Source organism: Bacteroidales bacterium, assembly GCA_012517825.1.
Classification (GTDB): domain Bacteria; phylum Bacteroidota; class Bacteroidia; order Bacteroidales; family JAAYUG01; genus JAAYUG01.
This window is the reverse complement of record JAAYUG010000028.1, coordinates 45,073-64,783: the sequence shown is the minus strand read 5'-3', so window position 1 is coordinate 64,783 and position 19,711 is coordinate 45,073. Positions and strand designations below refer to the sequence as shown.

At 45.2% G+C, this 19,711-nt stretch carries 18 protein-coding genes; 7 read left to right on the top strand and 11 right to left on the bottom strand.

Annotated features, from left to right (window positions below):
* Window positions 1-4,452 (bottom strand): hypothetical protein (locus GX419_02040; GenBank protein NLI23472.1); only part of this gene is annotated, 4,452 nt, incomplete at its 3' end.
* Between the two features lie 307 nt (window positions 4,453-4,759).
* Between GX419_02040 and GX419_02035 the strand changes: the two genes are divergently transcribed.
* Entirely contained in the window at window positions 4,760-4,975 is a 216-nt protein-coding gene (locus GX419_02035; GenBank protein ID NLI23471.1) for a LapA family protein, read from the top strand.
* A gap of 93 nt (window positions 4,976-5,068) precedes the next feature.
* Window positions 5,069-5,761, top strand: coding sequence for a ComF family protein (locus tag GX419_02030; protein ID NLI23470.1), 693 nt, complete (start codon window positions 5,069-5,071; stop codon window positions 5,759-5,761).
* Here GX419_02030 and GX419_02025 read toward each other — a convergent pair.
* The 5 genes from GX419_02025 to GX419_02005 all read right to left on the bottom strand — a co-directional run bounded on the left by GX419_02025 (window position 5,758) and on the right by GX419_02005 (window position 10,602).
* Complete coding sequence (locus GX419_02025) at window positions 5,758-6,339, bottom strand: UbiX family flavin prenyltransferase (GenBank protein NLI23469.1); 582 nt, start codon at window positions 6,337-6,339, stop codon at window positions 5,758-5,760. The genes GX419_02030 and GX419_02025 overlap by 4 nt on opposite strands.
* Window positions 6,339-6,959, bottom strand: coding sequence for a PorT family protein (locus tag GX419_02020; protein NLI23468.1), 621 nt, complete (start codon window positions 6,957-6,959; stop codon window positions 6,339-6,341). The genes GX419_02025 and GX419_02020 overlap by 1 nt, the downstream gene beginning before the upstream one ends.
* On the bottom strand, window positions 6,952-7,644 hold the full coding sequence (locus tag GX419_02015; GenBank protein ID NLI23467.1) for an NAD-dependent deacylase: 693 nt from the start codon (window positions 7,642-7,644) through the stop codon (window positions 6,952-6,954). Before GX419_02015 ends, GX419_02020 begins: the two co-directional genes overlap by 8 nt.
* Window positions 7,645-7,800: 156 nt before the next feature.
* Entirely contained in the window at window positions 7,801-8,436 is a 636-nt protein-coding gene (locus tag GX419_02010; protein NLI23466.1) for a hypothetical protein, read from the bottom strand.
* Between the two features lie 15 nt (window positions 8,437-8,451).
* Window positions 8,452-10,602: a TonB-dependent receptor gene (locus GX419_02005; protein NLI23465.1), complete on the bottom strand. Its 2,151-nt coding sequence runs from the start codon at window positions 10,600-10,602 to the stop codon at window positions 8,452-8,454.
* Between the two features lie 166 nt (window positions 10,603-10,768).
* Here GX419_02005 and GX419_02000 point away from each other — a divergent pair, with 166 nt between their 5' ends.
* Together GX419_02000 and GX419_01995 are read left to right on the top strand one after the other, a co-directional pair.
* Window positions 10,769-11,338 carry a manganese efflux pump gene (locus GX419_02000; protein NLI23464.1) on the top strand — a complete coding sequence of 190 codons (570 nt, stop codon included), beginning with the start codon at window positions 10,769-10,771 and terminating at the stop codon, window positions 11,336-11,338.
* A 94-nt stretch (window positions 11,339-11,432) separates the two neighbouring features.
* A complete protein-coding gene (locus GX419_01995) occupies window positions 11,433-11,621 on the top strand; it encodes a DUF2892 domain-containing protein (GenBank protein NLI23463.1) in 189 nt (62 codons plus the stop codon).
* A gap of 143 nt (window positions 11,622-11,764) precedes the next feature.
* Here the strand turns inward: GX419_01995 and GX419_01990 are convergent, their stop codons facing one another.
* Both GX419_01990 and GX419_01985 read right to left on the bottom strand, forming a co-directional pair.
* Window positions 11,765-13,156, bottom strand: coding sequence for a M24 family metallopeptidase (locus GX419_01990; GenBank protein ID NLI23462.1), 1,392 nt, complete (start codon window positions 13,154-13,156; stop codon window positions 11,765-11,767).
* Entirely contained in the window at window positions 13,153-14,523 is a 1,371-nt protein-coding gene (locus tag GX419_01985; protein NLI23461.1) for a deoxyribodipyrimidine photo-lyase, read from the bottom strand. Before GX419_01985 ends, GX419_01990 begins: the two co-directional genes overlap by 4 nt.
* Window positions 14,524-14,704: 181 nt before the next feature.
* Here GX419_01985 and GX419_01980 point away from each other — a divergent pair, with 181 nt between their 5' ends.
* The 3 genes from GX419_01980 to GX419_01970 all read left to right on the top strand — a co-directional run bounded on the left by GX419_01980 (window position 14,705) and on the right by GX419_01970 (window position 16,578).
* Entirely contained in the window at window positions 14,705-15,184 is a 480-nt protein-coding gene (locus GX419_01980) for a DUF302 domain-containing protein (GenBank protein ID NLI23460.1), read from the top strand.
* 10 nt (window positions 15,185-15,194) lie between these two features.
* Entirely contained in the window at window positions 15,195-16,235 is a 1,041-nt protein-coding gene (locus GX419_01975; GenBank protein NLI23459.1) for a zinc-dependent alcohol dehydrogenase family protein, read from the top strand.
* Window positions 16,236-16,341: 106 nt separating this feature from the next.
* A complete protein-coding gene (locus tag GX419_01970) occupies window positions 16,342-16,578 on the top strand; it encodes a hypothetical protein (GenBank protein ID NLI23458.1) in 237 nt (78 codons plus the stop codon).
* Between the two features lie 229 nt (window positions 16,579-16,807).
* On the opposite strand, the gene GX419_01965 is transcribed toward GX419_01970, so the two are convergent.
* Genes GX419_01965 through GX419_01955 form a run of 3 tightly spaced genes read right to left on the bottom strand, consistent with a single transcriptional unit; the run spans window position 16,808 to window position 19,684 of the window.
* Window positions 16,808-17,935 (bottom strand): SDR family NAD(P)-dependent oxidoreductase, encoded by a 1,128-nt coding sequence (locus tag GX419_01965; GenBank protein ID NLI23457.1) that lies wholly within the window; start codon window positions 17,933-17,935, stop codon window positions 16,808-16,810.
* 15 nt (window positions 17,936-17,950) lie between these two features.
* Window positions 17,951-18,922, bottom strand: a complete 972-nt coding sequence (locus tag GX419_01960) for a ligase-associated DNA damage response exonuclease (protein ID NLI23456.1) — start codon at window positions 18,920-18,922, stop codon at window positions 17,951-17,953.
* 6 nt (window positions 18,923-18,928) lie between these two features.
* Complete coding sequence (locus GX419_01955) at window positions 18,929-19,684, bottom strand: response regulator transcription factor (protein NLI23455.1); 756 nt, start codon at window positions 19,682-19,684, stop codon at window positions 18,929-18,931.
* Window positions 19,685-19,711 lie beyond the last annotated feature (27 nt).

The window sequence follows — 19,711 nt, the reverse complement described above, 5'->3', positions numbered from 1 at the left end:
TTCATAGGAACCTGATCCTCCGGCCGCAGAAACAACTGAAATGCTTCCGTTTGTATTGCCATAGCAACCGGTCACATCTGTCTTGTTAACTGTTCCACTCAGTGGCAAAGGTTCATTGATTGTCAGTGCGGGATTCAGTACTACAAAACATCCCGGAAAATCAGCATCGCGCATCCGCACATCATAGCTTCCCGACGGGAGACCCGTAAATGAACCATTTGCCTGCCAGCTGGTTCCTCCGCTAATAGAGTATTCATAATGTCCATGACCTCCCTGAGCGCCGGAAAGAGTTATGCTCCCGTCACTTCCTCCGGAACAGGTTACATCGGTATTGCTGATGACAGCTGTAAGTAAACCCGGCTGGGTAATCTCAAGTGCCGGATTAAGAATGGTGCTGCAAATCGGATAGGCAGCATCACGGATGCGTACATCATAAAAGCCGGCCGGAAGTCCGGTAAATACCCCCGAACTTTGCCAGCTGATGCCTCCTGTAATACTGAACTCATACGTGCCATGTCCGCCCTGTGCATTGCTTATAGTAATCGATCCATCGGCAGAACCATGGCAGGTTACATTGGTCGTAGCTATAGTGGCAGTAAGAGCGGGAGGCTCTGTAATCTGATAGGCAGGATTGAGAACGACTGAACATGCCGGATAGGCAGCATCACGCATCCTTACATCGTATGTTCCGGCCGTTAACCCGGCAAAAACGCCGGATGCCTGCCAGCTGCTTCCTCCGTTTATTGAATATTCATAGGTGCCATGTCCACCGGCGGCTCCGCTGATGGAAATAACCCCGTCGTTCCCCCCATGGCACGAAACGTCAATTTTTGAGAGACTTGCCGTGAGCTGTGCAGGCTGGTTAATAACCAACGCACCGCTGAGGATTACCGAACAAACCGGATAAAGTGCATCCCGCATCCGCACGTCGTAGGTTCCAGCAATCAGTCCGGCGAAGTTGCCCGATACCTGCCAGGAAGAACCTCCGTTAATGCTGTATTCATAGCTTCCGTGGCCACCCGATGGACTGCTGATGGTAATCGTGCCATTATTTCCGCCAAAACAGGTGACATCAGTTTTTGCAACTGCAGCTGAAAGTAGGGAAGGCTGAGTTATCGTCAGAGCTGGATTGAGAACAACAAAGCAGGAGGGATAGGCGGCATCCCTGATCTGCACATTGTAGCTTCCCACCGGCAATCCTGTATAATTTCCAGCAGATTGCCACGAAGAACCTCCGTTAATGGAATATTCATAAGTTCCATGTCCACCGGCAGGACTGGTTATTGATATTGAACCATCACTCCCTCCGAAACAGGTCACGTCAGTTTTGGCAACATTAGCCGTAAGAACAGCCGGCTGGCTGATAACAAGTCCTGTTGCCAGTGTTCTCTGACAGGAAGGATTGCCGGCATCCCTGATGAAAACATTGTAGGTTCCGGCAGGTAACCCGCTGAAGGTTGCTGCGGCCTGCCAGGGATAACCGGTAACACTGTACTCAAAGGTTCCTGAACCACCTGAAGCACCACTGATCGTTATGGATCCGTCATTGCCTCCGTTGCAGGTTACATCGGTCTTGCTTACAGTTCCGTTCAGCTGGGCCGGCTGTGTAATCACAAGGGCACTGTTCAGAATTCTGGTGCAGGAAGGAGCAGCTGCATCTCTGATTCGTACATCGTACGTTCCTGCCACAAGACCTGAATAAGTTCCCGAAGCCTCCCATGAAGAACCTCCGTTAATGCTATACTGATAGGCACCTGAGCCTCCAGATGGAGAAGAAATGGTTATTGCTCCGTTATTATTTCCGTAACAGCCCGTTACATCAGTTTTTGATACGGCAGCATTAAGCTGTCCGGGCTGACTGATAACAAGGGCTGGATTGAGCACAACAAAACATCCCGTATGGGCAGCATCCCTGATGCGCACATCATACGTTCCTGCAGAAAGACCTGCAAAGGTACCCGATGCTTGCCAGGCTGATCCTCCGTTAATGGAAAATTCATAGGTGCCATACCCACCCTGTGGATTGGATATGATGATGCTTCCGTCATTTCCTCCGAAACACGTAACATCAGTTTTGTTGACAGTTGCAGTCAGTGCATTGGGCTGGGTAATCACCAGGGCTGCATTCAGCACCTTTATACAGGATGGATTGGCAGCATCCCGCATCTGCACATTGTAGGATGCGGGAGCAAGGCCGGTATAATTTCCTGACGATTGCCAGCTTGTTCCGCCGTTTATGGTAAATTCATAGGTACCCCAGCCACCGGTAGGATTGCTGATAGTTATTGTACCGTCATTTGCTCCGTTGCAGGTCACATTCGTGCTGGCAACATCAGCATTCAGAGCAGCAGGCTCCGTAATGGCTACGGCACTGTTAAGAATGCGGGAACAGGTCGGCACGTTTTTGTCACGAATCTGGCAGTTGTAGGTTCCGGCAGCTAATCCGGAAAACAGGGGATTATCATTCCAGCTTGTTCCTCCGTTGATGGAATATTGATACGCTCCGCTTCCACCGCTTGCGGAGCTGAAGGTAATAGTGCCATTGCTTGCCCCGTTACAGGTGATCTGGGTAACTACGAGTGTGGCATTCAGCTGGCCCGGCTGATTGATGACAGCGGTACCGAGGCTTGTCTGACAATAAGGAACAAGCGTATTGCGCATCATCAGCGAATAGGTTCCGGCTGTAATGGGATAAGGAGGAACAGCTGTTTTACTGAATGTGCCGTTGGTACGCCATACAGTACCTCCGTTAACACTAAACTGGTACGATCCGGAACCTCCCTGGGGATTGTTGAATTTAATCTCTCCGTCATCATTACCGAAACAGGTAACATCCTTTGTTGTTATGGTGGCTGTAAGAGGATCTGGCTGATTGATGACCAGGCTGCTGTTTAAAATGATTATGCAGGACGGGACATTCCGGTCGCGCATCTGGACATTATACGTACCGGCAGCCAGATTGGTGAAACTGCCGCTCCCCTGCCAGGAAGAGCCGCCGTTAATAGTAAAATCATATACTCCCGATCCGCCAACAGGAGACGAAATTGTAATTGAACCATTCGTATAGCCATAGCATCCCGTTACATCGGTTTTGGAAACAGTAGCACTCATCTGCAATGGCTGAGTAATCTGAAGGCTTCCGTTAAGCACCTTTTCGCAGGATGGCTGAAGTTTGTCGCGCATACGCACATCATAGGTTCCGGCTGTTAATGAAGTAAAGGTGCCGGAAGAACTCCAGGATGTTCCTCCGTTAATGGTAAATTCATACTGACCGGAGCCTCCGGTTGGCGATGACAATGTAATAGAGCCGTTATTTCCACCAAAACAAGTCACATTGGTTGATAAAACAGTTGCATTAAGAACTGCTGGCTGAGTTATTGTTAGACTCCCGCTAAGGACAACTTCACAGGTGGGCACCGCCTGATCGCGCAATCTGACATCGTATGTGCCCGCTGGCAGACCAGTGTAATTCCCCGAACCCTGCCAGGAAGAACCACCGTTGATGGAATACTGGTAATTACCGGAACCTCCGCTCGGACTGGTAATAGAGATAGTTCCATCGGCTGATCCGAAACAGGTTACATTGGTAGATGCCACGCTGGCATTCAGCACTGCCGGCTCGGTAATCGTTACCGGTCCCGCCACAGCCGCCGGACAATTATTTGCATCGGTTACCGATACAGTATAGGTTCCCGGTCCCAGATTAGTGAACAAACCATTATTATTGGCCGATCCTCCCGGCGAAATGGTGTAGGTGAGTGTGCCGGTACCCCCTGAGGCTGTTACCTGAATGCTTCCGTTACTGGCACCATAACAGTTAACATTGGCAGAACTGGTCCCTGTAATTGAAATAGGCGGTGGATCCTGCACTGTTAACGGACTGCTTGTTTTTGAACCCGGACAGGTAACATCCGATACACGTACAGTATAGGTATCCCCCGATAAGTTCGTAAATACGCCCGTCCCATTTTCTGTAACCTTTACAGGTACTGAATTAAATAACTCATACACATAATTTCCTGTCTCTCCACTGCCCGAAACCGTAATGCTTCCGTTATTATCTCCATGACAGGTAATTGCAGTAACCGATTGACTCGCAATATCAATTATACCCGGTCCGCCTATTGTAATCCAGTCAGACATTACGTTGCTGGAAGGTAAATCCCATTTTAAAATAAAAAAGTAACTCGCTTTCTCTAAACCGGAAAATGTTACTACAGTATCGCTTGTAGGGCCAATAGATTGCGTTACAATCGGAAAATTTTTATAAATGGTATAGGTAAACTGATCCGTCCCGTTTTTCCGGATGGTGATGGTAACCTCCCCGTTGGAAGAGGAACTGCAGGGACTAACATTGGTAATGTTCTTGGAAAGAATAATCGGCTGTGCATGGATAACAACTCCAGCCAGTAAACCCAGCAATGCCAGGCAAATAGTCTTTTTATTCCTCATGTATCCCTATAAATTTTATTTTTCTAATCATTTTGCACCACAATCTCCCTAATCAACAGATATTTGTGTTTACGTTATTTCTGCAATAATGTTTCAGCCAATGTGCTAGCAACTAAACAATCAATTTATTGACTATCAAGTTAATATGTTTAAAATTTATAAAAGCTTAATTTCCAGTTAATTAAATAACTTAGTAAAAATAATGATTTTTTTTATCCATTTATCAATCTTTTGGTGATTTATATCAACAATTTGGAGCAAAGGATAGATTTTCCTACTTTTATATGATTCTAATACTCATTTCGCAATGAATAAAAAACTTATATTTTCCGTCATATTGGTGCTTTTGCTTGTTGTATTCTCAGTACAGAATTCATCCAGTTGCGATGTACATATATTCTTCTGGACAATTCCGTGCCCTGTTTCAGTACTGATGGTAATACTCTTTGTAATGGGCCTTCTGACAGGAGTTTTTATCCGTAAACCCTCAACGAAAAAGAACGACAAGGATGACAACCCTTGATCCGTTGCCATATTTGTATATTATTGATATATAATATGATAAGCTGATTTTTCTGCTAGTTTTTCCCTTTTCTGGTATTAACAGAAAAAGGGCATGCAACAAATCGGGCTTTATCTTGACGATTTTCTTAATCTTTTTTTCCCTCGTTTATGCGCAGGCTGTTCGGCCAGCCTGTTCCGTAATGAGTCGTTAATATGCACTCGTTGTCGCTATCATTTGCCCCGCACGGGGTATCACCGCTGGCGAAACAATCCGGTGGAAGTTCTTTTCTGGGGTCGGGTTCCTGTAGTTTATGGCACGGCGGGATTCTTTTTTCAGAAAAAGGGGCACTTTCAGCATATGGTTCATGCCATGAAATACCGCGGAATGAAAGAACTCGGCAAGGAACTTGGCAGGATCATGGGAATCGACATGGCCGGTTCGGTTTTTTCGGAGGTCGATCTGCTCATTCCGGTACCTCTGCATCCCGACAAATTACAGAAAAGAGGATACAATCAAAGTGAATGGATTGCCTATGGCCTGGGAGAGGCACTCCATAAACCCGTATGGAGAAATATCCTTGTAAGGGCCATTGCCAGCGAAACCCAGACGCGTAAATCCAGGTTCGACCGGTGGAAAAATGTTGAAAATATATTTCGAATCATTAAACCTGAAGCAATACAGGGGAAGCACATTTTGCTGGTTGATGATGTGGTAACAACGGGCGCTACATTGGAATCATGTGCGCATGAAATCCTGACTGTACCTGACACAAAAGTAAGTGTTGCAACCCTGGCTGTTGCCTAGCGGGAAGAACCCCAACTGTACCTGCCGTGAATTTTGATTCCGGCAGTCTCGAGAACCCTTTCAACAAAATGGTTTATAATACTGTCCAGATCCTTTTCGGGGTAATAGAAACCCGGACTGGCCGGAAAAATAATTCCCCCGGCCAGGGTAACGGTCTCCATATTCCGGATATGAATCACATTCAACGGAGCTTCACGGATGACCAGAATCAGTTTTCGTCTTTCCTTCAGCATAACATCTGCCGCACGCGTTATCAAACTTTCAGCTGTGCCGGCAGCTATTCTCCCTAATGTGCCAACCGAACACGGACAAATAACCATTGCGGTAAAGCCTGCCGAGCCGGAAGCCGGAGGTGCAAACAGATCATCATTCCTGTATACCGTAAAAGGCAATGTTCCGAAAGACGTGTCTCCCAGCTCGTACTGCCATACCTTTTCACCTGCTTCGCTGAAGATAACCGCGGTCTGTTCCGGTTTGTCCGGCATGTTGGCAATTCTTTCCAGCAATTTTTTTGCATAGATGCTTCCGCTGGCACCAGTAATACCTATCAGTAGCCGAACATGGCGGTTATCGTTCATCACCTTCTTCCTCCCAGCATATAAAGAATACAAAACGACAGGTTATTGTTATACTGACCCAGGTTACCCAGAAAAGTCTGCCCGCCCGGATGATCCCTTACAGGAATCAGACTGTACGAAAAACGTATCTCCCCTGTTATATGGGAAGAAAAGTCATACCCTGCCGTTGCCTGTCCTGCCAGTTCTAATCTCCTGAATTTTCGCACCGGATCAATATATCCGTCGCCGGTAAGATCTTCTTTTGCCTCTGCAAGATACCCGGCTGAAAGACCCAACCCCAAAGGAATACGCGATGAGACAGTATACCGTAAAAGCACAGGAACTTCAATATAACGCAGCCGCACCCTGTAATACCTGTCGGGCTGATCGGGATTGGCCCGGTTGCCTGCACCCTTTCCAAAATAACGTATTTCGCCCTGCACCTGAAAAGGCCCTGTTGTATTGGTGCGCACCCATCCTCCAAAAACAATACCGGCTTTATCGTATCCGGCATATTCATCACCGTCGATCTGATTGACCGACAAACCTCCCAGCAAACCTCCCGTAAAGGCCTGCGCCTTCATTTGAAACGGGACAAACGACAAAAACAACAACCAAAGCAACACCTTTCTTTCAGGCATATTCAGAAAGCAGTTTTTCTTTCAGAATTTTAACTCCCTTGCTCGCTTTTTCCTTAATATAGACAACCTTTTTCCTGTAAGGTACGGTTACCTCATTAGGATCAACAACAAATACAGGAACATGTTCAGGCACAAACTCCAGAAGCCCTGCCGCCGGGTAAACCACAAGCGAAGAACCGATGACAGCAAATATATCTGCCTTCCCGGCCAATGCCACTGCTTCTTCCATAGCAGGTACGGGCTCTCCGAACCAAACCACAAAAGGCCGTAACTGAGAACCCTTTTCACAGAGATCTCCCAGGTTTATATCCTTGCCTGTAACGTCATATATGAGTGACGGATCAGCGGTACTCTGGGCCTTGTTAAGCTCTCCGTGAAGATGAAGCACCCGGGTACTTCCGGCCCGTTCATGCAAATCATCAATATTCTGGGTAATGATATGAACATGAAAATGTTGTTCCAGTTCTGCAAGACCTATATGCCCGTAATTGGGCTTTGCTGTTGCCAGTTGCCGGCGTCGTTCGTTGTAAAACCTCAGCACCAGCCCGGGATTCTTTTCCCAGCCGTAAATACTGGCAACTTCCATAACATCATAATTTTCCCAAAGCCCTCCTGAATCACGGAAAGTTTTGAGCCCGCTTTCGGCACTTATGCCAGCTCCCGTTAATACAACCAGAGTTTTCATGATGGCACTAAGTTAAGAATTTTGCCGTATCTGCAGGAGAAAGAAGAAGGTGCCTGTAAAAAAGTCCGGAAACAGAATTTACATCCTGTTTCCGGCAATAATACATTCTCTTTTTAATGACAGGAATATTTTATCCTTACAGAAAGGAACCGAATTTTACTGGCCGCCTTTCAGAATCGACTCCAGATGTTCTTTTCCCCATGAAGGCCAGAAAGCAGAAGGAGAAGAAAACTGACTGAATTTTTCTTTAGCCTTCAGCAGATAGGGCATGGCATTATCCTTTCCTCCGCCAAATTGCTCAGGGGTATAATAAATAGTTGTACCCTTTAAATAATAAGCTCTCGGATTATCAGGATTTAATGAAATAGCCCTGTCGAGCTCAGCATTGGCACGCAGGGAATATTCCATCCCGCGTTCCATCGGATAAGCCTGAATTCTTCCCAGGTACAGAAAAGCTTCCACTACGCAATTTTCTGATTCATTGGGTTTACGGGATTTTGCAACATTCAGCATTTCCTCGGCTTTATCAAGTATGGCATCTTTCCGCACAGGATCATTTTCATTAAAGCTGACCATTACGTTCACATAAGCGGCATAATATGCCGGCAGCCATTGAGAAGTATCAGCCCTTGTAATTCTTTCAAAAGCCATTGCAATCTTTGTCAGCCCCTCATTGCTACTAGTTGTATCAAGAGCCAAAAGCTGCTCTTTCATGGCCTTTTCATATCTGGTCTCCTGCGAAAAGGTGGCCAGAGGAATGACCAAAAAAAAGAAAAAAACAAACGGTTTCATAGACTTACATTTTGGTTAAAAGTAATTGAAATATAAAAAGATACCAACAATGAACATTCTTTTGACAGGCGGTTTGAGTTGTTTAAAGGCATAAAAACCATTCGCATCGGGTTCTTTTGCATACCGGTAGCCGTAAATCTGTTTCGATCCAAGAACATTGGTTATCTGGGCATGTAATATGTACAGATTTGCTTTTTTTATAAGAACATAGCTGCCACCAATACTCAGATCGGTGTAAACAGGAGTTGTGCTGTTCATGAATCCTTCCTTATTGGGGTCTTCATAAGGCCTTCCGCTCATCGCCGAAAAGGAAGAAAGCAATTGTATGTTAATCCGTGAAAAATACTGTTTATAAACGGCTGAGAAAGTGTGGTCAGGAAACCACGGCGGACGAGCTGCTACCGGGTAATCATGAAACAGTCTTCTGGTGTCAAGATATGAATAAGATAACCAGTAATCCGCATTTTTCAATGTTTTTTTATCCCTCCAGAATAAATCGATTCCTCTGGCAAAACCATATCCACCTGAATTATACTGATATTTGTATGGGGCATATAATGAATCATACCGAAGAAGATGCTGGTAGTTCTTGTAATAGATTTCTGCCCTGAAAGTTTGATTCTGCTTTATCCATTGATAGTTAACAATATAATGGATAGCCTGCTGGTTGGTCAGTTCATGGTTAATCATCAAATACCTGGTTTCGGGAAGCTGGGTGTAATAACCCCATGCTGCCGAAATCTGACTAAAATCAGATGTTTTGAATGCAACTGCAAAACGGGGTGAAAGATTTAGTTCTTTGTTGTACTCGTTATATTCACTTCTTAATCCTCCCCGCAGGCTTACTTTTCCAGCAATTTTATATTCTCCTTCGGTAAAAACAGCAGATTCTAATCCATTCAGACCCTGCCTGACCGATAATCCATCGCTTTGCCTGAAATAGATCTGGCGGTAATTGCGTAAATTCATTTCAGCACCTGCCTTCAGACTCAGATTTTTTTGTTCACTTCGCGAAAAAACCTGTTTCACATACAGATCGGTTTCAGTAGCCGTAAAATGATCCTCCGCAGGTTTAATATTATCTCTGTCTGCTGTAATGGAAAATCCCGTTCGCATTGACCATAGATTACTTAATTCCTGAGAGTACACCGCATTCCAATACCCATTGGAATTCTGCAGACCATATCTGGTCATATTGGCAGTGCCCGGTTCTTCTATAGAGAGGATACTGCTGCTGAATTCTGCAGCAGCAAAAACCTTCAGCATTCCTTTTTGCCGTATTTTTTGGCGGTACATCAGATTGCCGGTCATGGTTTCCGGTTCTTTTATCCAGCATATCTCCTGAGGAAACAGCTTATAATAGTATCTCATGTTGAAATAATCCCCGGAAACCGATAGGGCTCCATCGTGAAAAGATTGTGCATGCGAAGCACTGCCTCCAAAAGGAAGTATGCCGAAATTGGTTCCTTTCCTGGCAACAGTACCTTCAGTCGAGAGAATAAGAGCCGATGACATTGCCTGCCCGTATTCAGCCGAAAATCCTCCTGTACTGAACATCGTTCCTGAAAACAAAACCGGACTGAATCGCCCTCTTGCCGGCAAATCAGGCATTCGCGAAGTATAAGGTTTATGAACCAGCAAACCCTCGATAAAAGTTCTTGCCTCATTTCCTTCCCCCCCTCTTACAAATAAACCACCGTCTTCACCCACAAAGGAATTTCCGGGCAAGGTATGCAAGGCTCCGTAAATATCACCCATGGCAGAAGCTGTTGTGGCAATATCATAGGCATTGAGAATTACAGCTTTTTTTTGATCGGTACTTCCAAACGTTCCGGCCGTAATTACCACATCCTTCAATGCGGTCATTTTTTCTTCCATCCTGATTTCAAGAAAAACAGATTTTTGCTTCCTGTCGATTGTTATCCGTTTTTCATTATAACCCATATAGCTGATAACCAAAATATTCAATTCAGGTTCTTGTTCTTTGAGGACAAACTTACCTGCTGTGTCGGTTATGGTACCGTTAAACGATCCTTCAAAGTATACATTGGCCCCCGGAAGAGGATTCCTTTTCTGATCCAGAACAATGCCGCTTATTACAATCTGACTCTTTGACAAAAGACAGAATGCTGATAAGACTATTGCTAAAATAATCTGACGGACCACAGTGAAGAAATTTACTACTAATTTACTTTATACTGCTTGCCGGATCCAACATGGTTTCGACGAACCGGGGAAAAAACGGGGTGAACAGGGGAGATAACGCGTTAAAGCAATATCAGAATTTCGGTTTTAAATTGAATTTATACCTTTGCACACCTCATCATAATGTATGGAATTTTTTACACTGGTTCTCCTGGCCATTGGGCTCTGTTTTGACACATTTGCCGTATCAGTAACTACCGGATTGATACTTAGCAGTATAACCTTCTTCAATGCCGCCAAAATTGCACTGACCTTTGCTTTTTTTCAGGGGGCTATGCCGGTTGTTGGCTGGGTAGTTGGTTCCAGGGTGAGAACCTTTGCTGCAGATTACGACCACTGGCTTGCCTTTATACTTTTGCTGATCATTGGCATAAAAATGATCGCTGAAAGTTTCAAAAAGGAAGAAAAGAAACAGCTCAATCCTTTACAACCGCGGGTTATGGCTGGTCTTGGCCTTGCCACCAGTATTGATGCTCTGGTTGTCGGTATAAGTCTTGCCTTCTTCGAAACCCGCATACTTACGGCAGGGTTCATCATTGGAGCTGTAACTTTTATTGCTTCCATGCTCGGGATTCTCTTCGGCAAGAAAACAGGTGAACGATTTGGAAGAAAAATGGAAATTTTCGGTGGAATTATATTAATTTTGATTGGGATAAAAATCCTTTGTGAACACCTTTTTGGAATAAAACTGTTGTAAGGTCCTAACGATAATTGTTCAGTCGAACTATTTATTCAGCCAATTGTTAGTAGCATAACAAATTGTATTAGTTCAATCTTTAAAACTTACAACTATGAAACCAAACATCGGGCGTATTGACCGCACAATTCGAATAGTTCTTGGCCTTCTGATCGCTGCCGCCGGTATTTTTTTTGAAAGCTGGTGGGGTCTTCTCGGGCTGGTAATTCTTGCTACGGCATTGATCCGCTTTTGCCCGCTTTATACTTTGCTGGGCACCTCAACGGTTGAAAAATCAGAGTAATCTCAGCTATTCATTCATTTTCTGTTTCTCACTGAAAATGAATGAATCAGGTTTACTCCTTCCGTTCTATCGGGAACCTTTTCGGTTCAGCGAAAGCGAAACGCATTGCATAGGAATTTTTCTGATGCAATGAGCGGTATAGACTATTTGGGGATGCATGACGACAGCACCTCATTTCCGTTGGATGTTATGAGCACATCGTCTTCTATACGTATCCCAATATTTTTATATTTTTCATAAACCGGACCCACTTTTTCAAGAAACGTCGCAATTTCTTTCTCTGTTGCCAGATTTCCTGCAATTTCCCTGAGTTGCTGAAGGCCATCCGGCCGGAAGTACAAACCAGGTTCAATGGTACTGACCATACCGGGAACTAAAGGTCTTCCCTTGACTTCCTTATTGAACATATAGGTCCGGTAGTCTTCCGAGGCAGGCCCGTAACTTCCCACATCGTGTACATCCAGCCCAAGCCAGTGATTTACGCGGTAAATAATATAAAACTTTCTCTGCCAGAGAGATTCAGGATCGGTCATCAATCCGAGCCTGTACAGTCCATCGCAGATAACATCAGCCGCCCTGTGATGGCATTCCAGAACGCCTCTTCCGGGCACCATATATTTTATGGCTTCTTCTTCCGCTTTCAAAACCAGCTGATAAATTTCTTCCTGTTCTTTCGTAAAAGTTCCGCTGACCGGAATGGTACGTGTAACATCTGCCGAGTAACCTTCCCATTCCGCACCAACATCCATGAGCAGCAGATCTCCGTTGTGCATTAATCGTGTATTCTGATCGTAGTGCAACACGGTGGCATTAGGACCTGAACCTATTATGGAACGATATCCCGGCATAGGAGAACCTTCCTTCCGGAATCTGTATTCAATGGCTGCTTCAATTTCATACTCATACATTCCCGGTTTGCAAACCGCATAGGCATCTTCCAGGGCCTTGCACGTGATGTTAATGGCTTTCCGCAAACATTCTATTTCTGTTGAATCTTTTATCAGGCGCATTTCATCCGTTAAAGGCCGAAGATCAGCCATGGTGGCCTTATTCAGCTTGCCATCCTTTGCCAGACTTGTAAGAATGTTTTCACTGAAACGGTTGGAAGGATCTCTGTAAATACTGACCCCGGGCTTTGCAATTCTCTTCATAATTTCAGAAAACACTCTGAAAGAATATACCGTATCGGCTTTATAGGTTTGTTTCAGCTCCTGAGCCGACAAACGGCTACCACCGTAAATCCTTGCAATCAGACTTTGTTCCGGCAGGAAAATACTGTACTTATGTTCACCAGCCGGATGCAGTACGATGATGATTCCCGGCTGATTAATACCTGTAAAATAGCGGAACAAAGCATCCTGATGGTATTCATGCCGGTTGGATTCCTCATCAAAAGCCGCACCCAGAATGGCAATTCCGTCATGAATTTTCGCCATCAGGGCATTTCTTCTTGCTTCGAATACTTCCTGCGGAATCTGGCCAGAAAGTGATATCTGCAAAAGAAGCAAACAACAAATAAACATTCCCTTCTTCATGGATTTTTATTTTCGGTATTTTCCAAAAGATCCAGGTTATGTACCTTGCGAATATACTGTTTCGTATTGAACTTTGTTGCAGCACCCCGGTCATTCATAAACCGGATGGTTCCGTAAACCGGACGTTCTCCCCATGGCCTGTCATGTACTCCGCCAATGGCCCATGCGCATCCGGTATAGCCATTCGGATCCCTGCCATCAAGCTCGTATTTGTCGTTCAGTTTTATGGCAATGCGCAATGCTTCTTCGGGAGAAGATGTCCATTCAAGGATTTTTTTAGCCCAGTACATCCGCATGTAATTATGCATCTTCCCCGTTAGTACCATTTCTTTTTGTGCGGCATTCCAGAGTTCATCATGGGTAAGAGCATTTTCGAATTCTTCTTCGGTATACAAATACTCCCTTTCATCGTTCTGGTGTTTATTCAGCGTCTTTTTTGCCCATTCGGGAAAACCTTCAAAACGGTCGTACATTGAATTATAATAGCAAAAATTATCGGCCAGTTCACGCCGGATAATGAGTTGTTCAAGAAAGGCATCTGTTCCCCGTATTTTAGGAACCTGTTTCAGGATTTCCAGAGCAATCCGCTGAGCACTGATATGCCCGAAATGCAGCCATGGAGAAAATCCGGAAGTTCCATCCTCGCATGGATCATTCCTCTTTTCTTCATATTCTGCCAATCCATTTTCCAGAAAGTTTTCCAAACCTTTTTTCGCTGCTTTTTCTCCCGGATGAATATGCCGGATGTCCGGACCCGCTGAAGGCGCCTGTGGAACGGAAGAAAGCAAATTCCAGTCAGGCGGTTCATTAAGCCGGAAAGGGAATTTTTGTTTTTCCAGTTCAGGAAATGGATCAAGAAAAACAGGCAAAAGCCGATGAATTTTTGGACGAAATGTATAGGCTCCGTATTCCTGTTTGTCTGAAGCTACCCAACAGGGAACTATATTGTGCGCATCAACTTCATAAACAGGGATAGCAAGCGATTTAACCGTTTCCTGCTTCCAGAACCTTTTGGTCCGCAACGGATCAAAATCAGTTACAAGAAAACCCGCCTTAATTTTTTGCAGAAAGGAAACCAGTCCTTTTTCACCGGTAGAAACAAAAAATGAAATGCCCAGGTCATTCAGCCGAAGTTGAAGCTCCCTCAGGCCATTTATCATAAAACGGTAATGCCGTATGGCGGCCCCTGAAAATGCCGGAAGCAAATGAAAAACAACCACCAGAGGCCTTTTATTGTCTCTGGCCAGCATATCCGCAAAAATAAGGGCCCAGTTGTCCTGTGCACGCTGATCGCGGCTCATCCAGTAGACAACAGGTCCTGCATCCGGATTACCTTCCTTATACAGCCGAACCCTGGCGTGATTCAATCGCTTTTCTTTTTCCTGCCAATTTCGTATTTTTAATCAATAAATCATACGGAGGCAGAAAAAAAGAGGCATCATAAACAGTCAGATGTTGTACCCACCTGGCAAATTTTTCGAAACAAACTCTGGTCAACCGGGATAATTGTCTTTTGAAAGCATATTGGCTAATTTAAACTGATTTACTATGGCTGGTTTTATAACAGGGCTCATTCTGGGTATCGCAACAGGTATCCTTCTTGTATATCTGTTTTTCAGGCTTTTTTTCTTCCGGATTTTTTTTCTGGAAGATAAAAGCCCGTTTTCTTTCATTGACACCTGCGATGCATTGAGAGTAGAGGCGGAAAGAAATAACTGGAAAGTGCCAATGGTTCATGATCTTCAGGAAACCATGCTGAAGTGGGGGAAAAAAATCAGTCAGATCAGGATTTGTGAATTCTGTAAGCCGGAATTTGCTTACGAAATTCTCTCTCACGATGCGGAAAAGCTGGCAGCATCCCTAATGCCATGCCGGATTGCAGTATTTGAAAGAAAAGACGGAAAAACTTACGTTTCGTTGATGAATCCGAAAATGATTTCTCTTTTTGCCGGAGGAATAATCAGCCGCACCATGAAAAATGCGGCCTGCGAAATGGAAGCCATCATAAGTAAAGCTCTTGGCAAATAATTGTACCGGTATGAAAGCATGGATGATTGAAAACATTATGCAACTTTCGGAAGGGGTACAGCCATTGTCTCTGTACGATCTTCCCGTTCCGGAACCCGGCAGGGGGGAGATTCTTCTTCGGGTTAATGCCTGCGGAGTATGCCACACCGAACTCGACGAAATCGAAGGGCGTACGCCTCCTCCCTCCCTTCCCATTATCCCCGGGCATCAGGTGATAGGCACGATCGTCAAGCATGGTCCTGATTCCGGAAAATATCCTCCAGGAACGCGTGTAGGTGTGGCCTGGATCTTTTCGGCCTGCGGCAGTTGCAGCTTCTGCAGGTCAGATCAGGAAAACCTTTGTCCCGATTTTAAAGCTACCGGAAGGGATGTAAACGGGGGTTATGCAGAATTTATGGTGGCGAAGGAAGATTATGTGTATCCGATTCCTGATTCATTTACTGATGTGGAAGCTGCCCCGCTCCTCTGTGCCGGGGCTATCGGATACCGTTCCCTGCGTCTTTCCGGAATCACCAATGGCAAGACCCTGGGTTTGACTGGCTTTGGTGCTTCAGCCCACCTGGTACTCAAGCTGGCCCGTTTTATGTATCCTGAAAGTAAAATCATCGTTTTTGCCCGTCAGCCGGAGGAAAGAGAATTTGCCCTGCAACTTGGCGCTGTATGGTCAGGTGATACCTCTGATATTCCGCCCATTAGTCCCGAAACCATCATTGATACAACTCCCGCCTGGAAACCAATCCTTTATGCCCTGCGAAACCTCGCTCCGGGTGGCCGTCTCATTATCAATGCCATACGCAAAGAAGATTCAGATAAACATTTTCTTCAGCAGGTAAATTACCCTTCCGATCTGTGGATGGAAAAGGAAATCAAATCAGTTGCCAATGTGGAGCGCAGGGATGTTTATGAATTCCTGGAACTTGCCGCCCGCATCCCCATTAAGCCCCAGGTGGAGGTTTACGACTTCCTGCAAGCCAATCAGGCCCTGCATGATATTAAACATCGCCGGATCAGAGGAGCAAAAGTTCTTCGTTTTGAACACTCATCGGCATAATATTTGCTTTTATCCCTGTTGATAAATTGATAATCAAAAAACCGGCCGGCTCAAACTTTCTTTGAAGTTTTTTTGTTACTTTTAATCAACAAGAAGGGAGAACCATATGGATTTGCAAGAGTATAGTATAGAGGAACTTGAGCAGATCATTTCTGAGCAACAGAAAAAAATTCTCGTATCTTATCAGTTTCTGAAGGAGGAAGGACTCAACGAAACGGATAAGAAACGGATTGAGGACGATATCGTTCGCCTGAAAAATCAAATGTTTCAGTACCAGATCATTCTCCGGAAAAAATATTCTGAAGAATTCAAAAAGTCGCAGGTAGGAAAGGGTGATCAATAAAACCGTTGCAGGAGGTCCCGGTACTGAAGTGAATCACCCGATAGGTATTCGCCAATTTGTTACCAGATTTCTTTAAACCCGGATTGCGCATCAGGAGCAAAAACCAACTAATGCGCAGTGGGTTGGCTTTTGGCGCAGGAATATGGGTTAACTTCGCTGAAACGCACTGAAAGCGTCTCCTGAGGTACATTGCACACTTTTTGATGCGCAATCCGGGTATAAGGATTTACTATTCTTCGTCAAGATGAAGCAGTTTTTCCGTTTCATTCCAGAGGCGTTCTGCCTTGGCGGCATCGTATGATTCATCCGACGACTGTGCCTCATGGAGTCCGTTCACAGACCCTTCAAAATACTTACCGTTTACGTTATCCATTAAGGCAAGCCTTATCAGGTGATTTGCCGCTGATTCCGGTGACTGCGATCTTCTTACGACATAAGCTGCCTTTGCCAGAATCTGAATAAACCAGGGTGCATGATCGGTAAGATGGGTACGCGTAAGGCCCGGACATACAGTACACACCTCAATACCTGTTCCTGCCCACCGTCTTGCCAGTTCATAGGTGAACATAATTTTTGCCAGAACAGCCTGACGGGAAGATTTTACAAATGAAAACCTTCGTTTGCCTGTGAGATTCTCTTTATCGGGAAGCAATTCTCCGCCCGCAAAAATACCCGGCTTATGCTGCCGGCCGGAAACTATGATTACCCTCGAAGGCGCTCCGTTCATCAAAGATTTCCGGAGCAGGTGAACCAGCAGAAAATGCCCAAGGTAATTCGATGCCAGATGCCTGTCGAAACCATCCGGAGTAAAGGTTTTTTCAGCAATCAACTCACCTGCGCAATCAAATAAATAATGCAACTTTTCATACCGTGAGGTGAATTCTGCCACCAATCCCTTCACCGAATTAACCGAGGAAAGATCAGCCGGAATCCAGTCTGTTTTCTTTGGATACATTTCATGCACCCGTTCAAAGAATCTCCGCCCTCTTTCACGGTTGCGGCTCACCATAATAACGTTAGCCCCGTTGCGTAAAAGAAGGAGAACTACAGCCTTACCAATTCCTGAGCTGGCACCGGTAACCATACAGTACTTCCCTTCCAGCTGGTATCCTGGCAATTCTCTGTGAGAGTGGTCACAGAAGGGTGGGGTTTTGGTCTGCTTACAAAGACACCATTTTACCAGCTTTTTTTCATTAATGGTAACAGAAACCGGCCGGAAGGCAGTTCCCTGATGCGAGCCGTCACAAAAGGGCTGATTTTTGCTTCTTCCGCAGGCACACCACGAATATGTCCCGGGGTCCGTTTCCAGCTTCAACGATCTGAAACCTGCAGGTGTAGGTTTTTTCTTGCGTTTCATAGAATACCTTAGCTTTTATTGAAGTGCTGTTTCAGCCCGGAATCCCATTTCATTAAGGGAACGGGCAAATTGTGCAGCATATCCGTGCATGGTGATAATCCGCTCTGCTCCGGTTGATGTAACTGCCTGCACCAACCCCGGAAAATCAGCATGATCAGAAAGGGCAAAACCGCTGTCTCCGAACAGGGTCTGCTGAGGTCTCTTTTTGGCTGAAATCCATCCCGAGACCATGGCAAGGGAATAGTTTTTTAAATTGTACAGCCAGGGAGACTTTCGTATGGAAGGTGGTGCAATAATCAACGCACCGTTCAATTCCTCTTCCCTGCTGTGCTTGTTATAAATGGAAAATGCAGCCAGCTTTGTTCCGGCATTTCGTATGATCTGATTGATGAGCTCTGTTTCATTGTGTACATAAATATTCCCGCCAAATTCACTGAGAAAAGCCAGCAGGTGCTGGGACTTTCCGAGAGGATACCCCATCAGCACAGAAATCCGGCCTTCTTCTTTGTTTCGTTGCCACCAGGCGTAAATTCTGTGAAAAATAGTTTCCTGTGGTTCCCAGACAAAACGGGGCATTCCGAATGTAGTTTCGGTAACAAAAGTATGACACTTTACCGGCTCAAAAGGTTCACTGATCCTGTCATTTATCAGCTTATAATCGCCGGAAACCACCCATACCTCTCCCTTGTATTCCAGGCGTATCTGGGCTGAACCAAATACATGGCCTGCCGGATGAAATGAAACAGTAACACCATTGATTTTCAACGGATAGTTATAGGCTATCCCCTGAATCAGGGGCTTTTTCCCAAGCCTGTGCCTGAGAAGCAATGCTGTTTGTTGTGTCGCAAGGTAATGCCGGTGTCCAGCAACGGCATGATCGGAATGCGCATGCGTTATCAACGCTTTGTCAACACGGCGAACCGGATCAATGTAAACACCGGCCTGTTCACAATATATACCCTTTGTTGTAAAACGCAGCAACTCCATCCTTCATCAGAATTTCAAAACCTCTTTCAGCTTCCGGTACCCGGTATCGCTTACTCTGAGCTTTGCTCCGTTCTTCATGATAGCTATATAGTTATCGTGTGCATAATGCTCGAGCTTTTCCACTTCGTCAACGCGAACAATAGCCGACCGGTGTATTCTCACAAAATCCTGCGGATCGAGATGCTCTTCCAGGTATTTCATGGTCAACTGCTTCAGGTATTTTCTGTCGCGTGTGTATATCATTACATAATCATCCTCTGCTTCAAAATATACAATCTGATCAACTGGAATAATATGAATCCGGTTGTTTGACCTGACCACAATGCGTTCCAGAAAGGCATCCTTTTCCGATACGGTTTTTACCAGACGTGCAATCGCATCGTTTTCGGTTTCGCTTTTTGCACCGATTTTTATGGCTGCCTTTTGCAGGGCAGCATCAAAACGTGCCTGGGAAAAGGGTTTCAGCAGATAATCAACTGCATTCATTTCGAATGCCTTTATGGCAAATTCGTCAAAAGCCGTTGTGAAAATCACGGCTGGAGGCACATCAAGTATTTCCAGCAATTCAAAACCTGTAAGCTTGGGCATTTGCACATCAAGAAATATCAGATCGGGCCGGAGTTCCTGTATCATCCTGAATCCTTCATATCCGTCACGGCATTCGCCCAGAAGCTTAATTTCGTCATGCCCGGCAAGATAACTCTTTATGAGGTTTCTCGCCGGCTCTTCATCATCAATAATAAGGGCAGTTATTGTTTGCATGATGCAGAAGGTTGTTGATACGTTTCC

Bases quoted from the DNA above. Each gene is read 5' to 3' on its own strand.
- GX419_02035 (NLI23471.1), top strand. From the start codon at position 4,760: ATGAATAAAAAACTTATATTTTCCGTCATATTGGTGCTTTTGCTTGTT.
- GX419_02030 (NLI23470.1), top strand. From the start codon at position 5,069: ATGCAACAAATCGGGCTTTATCTTGACGATTTTCTTAATCTTTTTTTC.
- GX419_02025 (NLI23469.1), bottom strand. From the start codon at position 6,339: ATGAACGATAACCGCCATGTTCGGCTACTGATAGGTATTACTGGTGCC.
- GX419_02020 (NLI23468.1), bottom strand. From the start codon at position 6,959: ATGCCTGAAAGAAAGGTGTTGCTTTGGTTGTTGTTTTTGTCGTTTGTC.
- GX419_02015 (NLI23467.1), bottom strand. From the start codon at position 7,644: ATGAAAACTCTGGTTGTATTAACGGGAGCTGGCATAAGTGCCGAAAGC.
- GX419_02010 (NLI23466.1), bottom strand. From the start codon at position 8,436: ATGAAACCGTTTGTTTTTTTCTTTTTTTTGGTCATTCCTCTGGCCACC.
- GX419_02000 (NLI23464.1), top strand. From the start codon at position 10,769: ATGGAATTTTTTACACTGGTTCTCCTGGCCATTGGGCTCTGTTTTGAC.
- GX419_01995 (NLI23463.1), top strand. From the start codon at position 11,433: ATGAAACCAAACATCGGGCGTATTGACCGCACAATTCGAATAGTTCTT.
- GX419_01990 (NLI23462.1), bottom strand. From the start codon at position 13,156: ATGAAGAAGGGAATGTTTATTTGTTGTTTGCTTCTTTTGCAGATATCA.
- GX419_01980 (NLI23460.1), top strand. From the start codon at position 14,705: ATGGCTGGTTTTATAACAGGGCTCATTCTGGGTATCGCAACAGGTATC.
- GX419_01975 (NLI23459.1), top strand. From the start codon at position 15,195: ATGAAAGCATGGATGATTGAAAACATTATGCAACTTTCGGAAGGGGTA.
- GX419_01970 (NLI23458.1), top strand. From the start codon at position 16,342: ATGGATTTGCAAGAGTATAGTATAGAGGAACTTGAGCAGATCATTTCT.
- GX419_01965 (NLI23457.1), bottom strand. From the start codon at position 17,935: ATGAAACGCAAGAAAAAACCTACACCTGCAGGTTTCAGATCGTTGAAG.
- GX419_01960 (NLI23456.1), bottom strand. From the start codon at position 18,922: ATGGAGTTGCTGCGTTTTACAACAAAGGGTATATATTGTGAACAGGCC.
- GX419_01955 (NLI23455.1), bottom strand. From the start codon at position 19,684: ATGCAAACAATAACTGCCCTTATTATTGATGATGAAGAGCCGGCGAGA.